We start from the raw sequence: 4,517 nt of genomic DNA, 5'->3' as shown, positions 1-4,517 counted from the left end.
CGCCACCTCGGTCGCGAGAATGGGCCAGGTCACGCTCTCGAACAGCGGCAGCAGGATTCCAGGTACGAACCGCGAGCGCGAGGCGTAGACATGCCGGTCGCCGAGTGACGGCTGTCCATACGTGAAGAAGCGATGCGGCGTGATCAGGCGCAGCGTGTCCTTGGCCCGCGTCATGGCGACATAGAGCAGTCGACGCTCCTCCTCGATCTCAGCCGTCGTGCCAGTGCCGAGGTCCGACGGCATGCAGCCATCAACGACGTTGAGCACAAACACCGATTTCCATTCCTGGCCCTTGGCCGAATGGATGGTGGAGAGGATCAAGTAATCCTCATCGAGCAGCGGCACACCCGCCTGATCACTCGTAGCATCCGGCGGATCGAGGGTGAGGTCGGTCAGAAAGCGCGTCCTCGACGGGTAGCCCGCCGCGATCTGCTCGAGCTGCAGCAGGTCGGCCTGACGAACGGCTGACTCTTCGTGCATTCGTTCCAGGTGGGGGGTGTACCAGAGGCGTGCGCGACCGATTTCAGCAGGCCAACCGGCCTTGCCCGATTGCAGCTGCTGAAGGGTATCCACGAGCTCATTCCAGCCCTCACCGGCTCGTGGCGGCGCAGAAATGTGTGCCAGCGCGCCAAGGGGATCAACCTGATTCGCCATGGCGTCCAACACGCGCTGCGCCGATGTCGGTCCCAGGCCCGGCAAGAGCTGCAGGACGCGGAAGCCCGCCACCCGGTCGCGCGGGTTCTCCACGAAGCGCAGCAGTGCCAGCAGATCCTTGACGTGGGCTGTGTCGAGGAACTTGAGACCGCCGAACTTAACGAAGGGGACGTTACGGCGGGTCAACTCGATCTCGAGCGGGCCACTGTGGCTGGATGTGCGGAACAGCACGGCCTGCTGCTTCAGATCTGTGCCGCCCTCCCGGTTCGCCAGCACTTGCTCGACCACGTAGCGGGCCTGATCGACCTCGTCGCGCACGCTGACCAGTGACGGCAGTTCCGCCGACTGGCGCTCGGTCCACAGGTTCTTGGTGAAGCGCTCGGCGGCCAGGCCGATGACGCCATTGGCGGCGGCGAGGATCGGTTGGGTGGAGCGGTAGTTGCGATCCAGCGTGATAATAGCAGCCGGTGGACTGAACTGATGCGGGAAGTCGAGGATGTTGCGCACCGTTGCCGCTCGGAACGCGTAGATCGACTGAGCATCGTCTCCCACCACGGTCAGACCGTCGCCGCCCGGCTTCAGCGCCAGGAGGATGCTGGATTGGAGGCGGTTGGTGTCCTGGTACTCGTCCACCAACACGTGGTCGAACCGCTCGCCGATATGCGCCGCCAGGCCCGGGTCGCTCATCATCTGCGCCCAGTAGAGCAGCAGGTCGTCGTAATCGAGCACGCCTTGCACCTGCTTGGCCTCCACATAGCCGGTGAACAGCGCCCTCAGCTGTTCCTCCCAGCCAGCGCACCAAGGGAAATATTCTTGCAGGACGACCGCCAGCGGCATCTCGGCGTTGACGGCACGCGAATAGATGGCGAGGCAGGTGCCTTTGGTCGGGAACCGGCTTTCGGTCTGGGAGAATCCCAGCTGATGGCGGACAAAATTCATTAAGTCCGCCGAGTCTTCCCGATCATGGATCGTAAAGTTGGGCTGCAGACCGATCTGCTCGGCATACTCCCGTATTAGCCTGGCGCCGATCGCGTGGAACGTCCCCGCCCAGATGAGCGCCTCCGTCATAGTGCTGGCCTTGGCGCCCAGCATCTTGGCGCAGATGCTCTCGACGCGCCGGCTCATCTCGGACGCGGCCCGGCGGGAAAAGGTCATCAGCAAAATGCGACGTGGATCAACGTCGTTGACTATCAAATTGGCAACCCGATGCGCCAATGTGTTGGTCTTGCCCGATCCCGCCCCGGCGATGACCAGTAGTGGGGCGGCCCGACCTCCGGCTTTGCCGGCGACACCATGTTCGACGGCCCGCCGCTGCTCGATATTCAGTTTGGCGAGGTGGTCGGGTGGCATTTATGAGCAACCGGCTGTCAGGGGGTTCCAGTCAACCATACTTCACGTTTTGTTCACAAGGGCCCGCGCGACATTCATTAGTTAGGTCGCCCGTGCGCGCCAAGGTCGGCCAGGTTACAGCTATCAGCAGACTGTGCGGTCAGCCACGCGTCACGCGTCGCCTCCAGCTTCAGGCCTTTCCGGCAAACCGAACCAAGCCTCTTTGCCGTTGCCACGTCATTGGACCCGATGTGGACGACCTCGTACGTCATACGCAAATCACGGGTACATGGCTGGCCGACGACATCGCCCGGCGTGGGTCTGCTGCAAGGTCTTACCGTCAGGCCGGTGCTAGACACCGGGCGCTGGAATTACTGGTCAAGCAAAAGCGCTTGGCGAGGACCGCTAAGAAGGTGAACTGGCGGAGGGGATGAGATTCGAACTCACGGTAGGGGTTGACCCCCTACAACGGTTTAGCAAACCGCCGCCTTCAGCCACTCGGCCACCCCTCCGCCGGGGCAACATCACCCAGACCGCCCGGCGAAGCGGACAATCCAGACACGGCGTTTGCACTGCGACTTGTAGGCACCCCTCGCCCCAGCGTCAAACGAGAACTAGCTCAGTGCCACCTCAAAGCCCCGCGCCGTGCCCGGCCGGCCCATCATCGTCTCGTACCAACGCTTCACGTTCGGGAACGAGGCCAGATCCGTCTTGTGCCGCTCATGCCGCCAGGCCCAACCCAGGATGGCGAAATCGGCGATCGACACCTCGTCGGCCACATATTCCCGGCCGGCGAGCCGCCGGTCCAGCACGCCGTACAACCGAGCGGTCTCCTTCATGTAGCGCTCCAGCCCGTAGCGCTGGTCGGCCGGGTTTTCGACCTGCAGGAAATGGTGCACCTGGCCAGGCATTGGCCCGAACCCACCCATCTGCCACATCAGCCATTCCAGCACCGGCACTTGCTTGCGCAGATCCGACGGATAGAACTTGCCCGTTTTTAGCCCGAGGTAGATCAGGATCGCGCCGGATTCGAACACGCTGATCGGCGCCCCGCCCGGCCCCTCCGGATCGATGATCGCCGGGATCCGGTTGTTCGGGCTGATCTTCAAGAACGACGGCGCGAACTGCTCGTTCTTGGAGATATTGACCGGGTGCACGGTGTACGGCAGGCCCATCTCCTCCAACGCCACGCTGATCTTGCGCCCGTTCGGCGTGTTCCACGTGTAAAGTTCGATTGCCATATTCCACCCCCGTCGAAACTGCCCAACTGTGACCACAGCCGCGCCGCCAGGGCAACCCGGAGATCCCAGCCAGTGAAAATCGCCACCTGGAACGTCAACTCGATCCGCCAGCGCGAGGGACATGTGCAGCGATGGCTGGAAAAGACCCAGCCGGATGTCCTGTTCCTACAGGAGATCAAGTGCGACACCGCAGCCTTCCCGACGCTGCCGTTTCACGGGCTCGGCTACACAGCGGAAGCGGTGGGACAGAAATCCTACAACGGCGTGGCGGTGCTGGCGCGGGTTCCTTTCTCCGTGACGCATCGCGCTCTGCCTGGGCTGCCGGACGACGACGCGCAGGCCCGCTACATCGAGATCACCGCCAACGACATCACGCTGATCGGTATCTACCTTCCCAACGGCAACTCCCGCGGCGACGAGGGCTTCGCCTACAAGCTGGCCTGGATGGATCGCCTGGCAGACCGCGCCCAGGCCTTGCTCGACGAGGACCGCGCCTTGATCATCACCGGGGATTTCAATGTCTGCCCCACGGACGACGACTACGCGCCTGGTGCCCTGTCCCCCACCGACGCCCTCAACCGGCCGGAAACCCGATCCCGCTATCGCCGCCTGCTGTGGATGGGCCTGACCGACGCCATCCGCGCGATTCATCCGCACGATCATGCTTATACGTTCTGGGACTACCAGGCTGGCGCCTGGCAGCGCGACATGGGCCTGCGCATCGACCACGCCCTGCTGTCCCCCACCCTGGCGGAGCGCCTTGTCGCGGCCGACCCTGACAAACAGGAGCGCGATCAGCCGCAACCGTCCGATCATGTCCCCGTCGTGATCGACCTCCACTGATCGACCCGCCCCCGCGAGACCACCCGATCCAAGCCGGCAAATAGCACACGCGAACCTGACGCTGAACGACGCCTGGGCGCTACTCCCAGTGCGCCGGGCGCCAGATCCATCGGCCCTCACGCGGCGCCCAGATCCAGCGGCCCTCGACGTAGCGCCCGTAATGCGGCCGGCGCTCGACATAACGGCCGTCGATCCAGATGTAGCGGCGGCCGTCCCAATGCCAATGCCCCGGCTCCCACACCATGCGTCCGCGGGGTGGCGGCGGCACGATCTCGGTGCGCGGCGGTGGGATCGGCGCGTAACCCGGCCGCGGAATCGGTGCATAGCCCGGTGGCGGCGGCGGTTGCGCAACGGCGCTGCCAATTCCAACAACAAGGACCGCTGCACCCACCGCAAGCCACTTCATGGCAGAACTCCGTCAACAAACGCACATCTGGGATATCCCACGGC

At 64.0% G+C, this 4,517-nt stretch carries 4 protein-coding genes and 1 tRNA gene; 1 reads left to right on the top strand and 4 read right to left on the bottom strand.

What is annotated here, in order from left to right:
* From AC3XYG_RS39980 to AC3XYG_RS39970, 3 genes are all read right to left on the bottom strand, one after another.
* On the bottom strand, nucleotides 1-2,004 hold a 2,004-nt coding region (locus tag AC3XYG_RS39980; protein ID WP_489145482.1), incomplete at its 3' end, for an ATP-dependent helicase.
* A gap of 398 nt (nucleotides 2,005-2,402) precedes the next feature.
* Nucleotides 2,403-2,495: transfer RNA gene (locus AC3XYG_RS39975), tRNA-Ser, on the bottom strand.
* A 102-nt stretch (nucleotides 2,496-2,597) separates the two neighbouring features.
* Nucleotides 2,598-3,260 carry a glutathione S-transferase family protein gene (locus AC3XYG_RS39970; protein ID WP_489145481.1) on the bottom strand — a complete coding sequence of 221 codons (663 nt, stop codon included), beginning with the start codon at nucleotides 3,258-3,260 and terminating at the stop codon, nucleotides 2,598-2,600.
* Nucleotides 3,261-3,296: 36 nt separating this feature from the next.
* Here AC3XYG_RS39970 and xth point away from each other — a divergent pair, with 36 nt between their 5' ends.
* A complete protein-coding gene (gene xth / locus AC3XYG_RS39965; protein ID WP_489145480.1) occupies nucleotides 3,297-4,067 on the top strand; it encodes an exodeoxyribonuclease III in 771 nt (256 codons plus the stop codon).
* A gap of 79 nt (nucleotides 4,068-4,146) precedes the next feature.
* Here xth and AC3XYG_RS39960 read toward each other — a convergent pair whose 3' ends face one another.
* Nucleotides 4,147-4,335 (bottom strand): hypothetical protein, encoded by a 189-nt coding sequence (locus AC3XYG_RS39960; protein ID WP_489145479.1) that lies wholly within the window; start codon nucleotides 4,333-4,335, stop codon nucleotides 4,147-4,149.
* Nucleotides 4,336-4,517: the final 182 nt, after the last annotated feature.

It is taken from the genome of Inquilinus sp. (genome assembly GCF_057815775.1).
Note: the sequence above shows the minus strand (reverse complement) of the source record. Positions and strands in the feature narration are given on the sequence as shown.